The organism is Kordia sp., assembly GCF_050633145.1.
In the GTDB taxonomy this organism is placed as follows: Bacteria; Bacteroidota; Bacteroidia; order Flavobacteriales; family Flavobacteriaceae; genus Kordia.
This window is the reverse complement of record NZ_JBOEFY010000118.1, coordinates 1-1,391: the sequence shown is the minus strand read 5'-3', so window position 1 is coordinate 1,391 and position 1,391 is coordinate 1. Positions and strand designations below refer to the sequence as shown.

Sequence of the window (1,391 nt, the reverse complement as noted above, 5' to 3'; positions counted from 1 at the left end):
GTTTTTGTTGTGTTGTTATTGTCGTTCGTTAAAACGCGTATTTATAAATGGAATATTCCATTTCTTCTGCCCATTCTTTAATGATAGAAATACTTTTCTTAGAGGGTTTTTGATTACGTTTCCCTCGTGCTTGAACGATTTCTTTATCAGTAAGATTAATTTCCATTGTAACTAGTTTTTCAACTACTGTGTCTTCATCTTCGTATTCGTACAGTGTAAAAATAGCACTGCTTCCCATGGAACATGGTAGGTCGTAACCTCCTACACAATGCCTCATTTCAACACCTTCTGTGTACAATTCCTTCGAGGAACAAAGCTCTTCGATTTTGTACGTACGTTTGGAGTTATTTTCCTCGTCGATATAGTCGAATGGCGTTACATTCTGTGAATTCCAAAACAGGTTTCTGTTTCCGTTTCTGTGCAAGTGTGCTCTTACATGCCATTCGTCAGACAATCGTTTTAGACTTTCAAACGTTCGTCCTTTGAATGTAAAATAAGCATCTCTATTTTTCACGTAAGCCAAATAATCCAAAACTTCATAAAATTCGTGATGTTCCAAAAAATGATATGCACAGAAAAACTGTACGGCATTTCTCCAAAATGCATCTTTAGTCAAGTCTTGCCCCATCAAAGAAGAGTTTTTGATCAAGTATTCTAGTGCTGGTGACGGCTTGTATGACTTCACAATTGCGATGGACAACGCTTTTTCAACTGAACATTTTTCACTTACATTGGTAAACTCATGTGCCATTTTTTTGGTGAACTTACTTGGAAATGCTCTAAGTTCAAATACACTTTTTCCTAATGCGATGTCTACATACCAAGTGATGTAGGTATTATTGGTTTTGAAAAATGTTTCTCTTAAAAATGTTGCCGTTGGATACAATTCAAAACAGTGCTTCAATAACGATTCTAGTTGCTGGGTTTCGTTCAAACCTTGGCGCTTCCAACCTTCTACATTTCTTATAAATCGATCTCCGTATTGGCTCATTTTAAACAAAACATCTACAGGTTCTTTTGTTCTGATAATCTGAAAACAGTTTTGATTGTACAAATGAAGTAGCAATCGTTTGAACATTTTTCGTTGGTAACAGTTTTTTCGAGTACTCATTCTGGAAAAATAATATGCGTACAGCGATGACAAAGTTCCATCCATTTCGAGCTTTTTGTTTGTAGCATTTTGGTACAAATTGCGCACTAATTTTTTGAAATCAGATTGCTTTTTCTTTTTGCTACGAACGTACGTACGAGTTGTTTCGATATTGATGTCAAATAAAGTTTCCATAATCTTCTTTTTTGTAACTGAAAACTTCATTGAAATCTCCAGTCAATTTATGTTTTGTGTTTTTTCATTCAGTTTTTTGTGTTACTACACGATTTCTATGTTTTTG

The 1,391-nt window shown here is 34.8% G+C and carries 1 protein-coding gene; it reads right to left on the bottom strand.

Features of this window, described 5'->3' with window-relative positions; genetic code table 11:
* Positions 1–28: 28 nt before the first annotated feature.
* Positions 29–1,285, bottom strand: a complete 1,257-nt coding sequence (locus tag ACRBBL_RS27545; protein ID WP_431372325.1) for a PcfJ domain-containing protein — start codon at positions 1,283–1,285, stop codon at positions 29–31.
* Positions 1,286–1,391: the final 106 nt, after the last annotated feature.

Excerpts from the sequence above, each read along its gene's own strand:
- ACRBBL_RS27545 (WP_431372325.1), bottom strand. The coding sequence starts at position 1,285 with ATGGAAACTTTATTTGACATCAATATCGAAACAACTCGTACGTACGTT.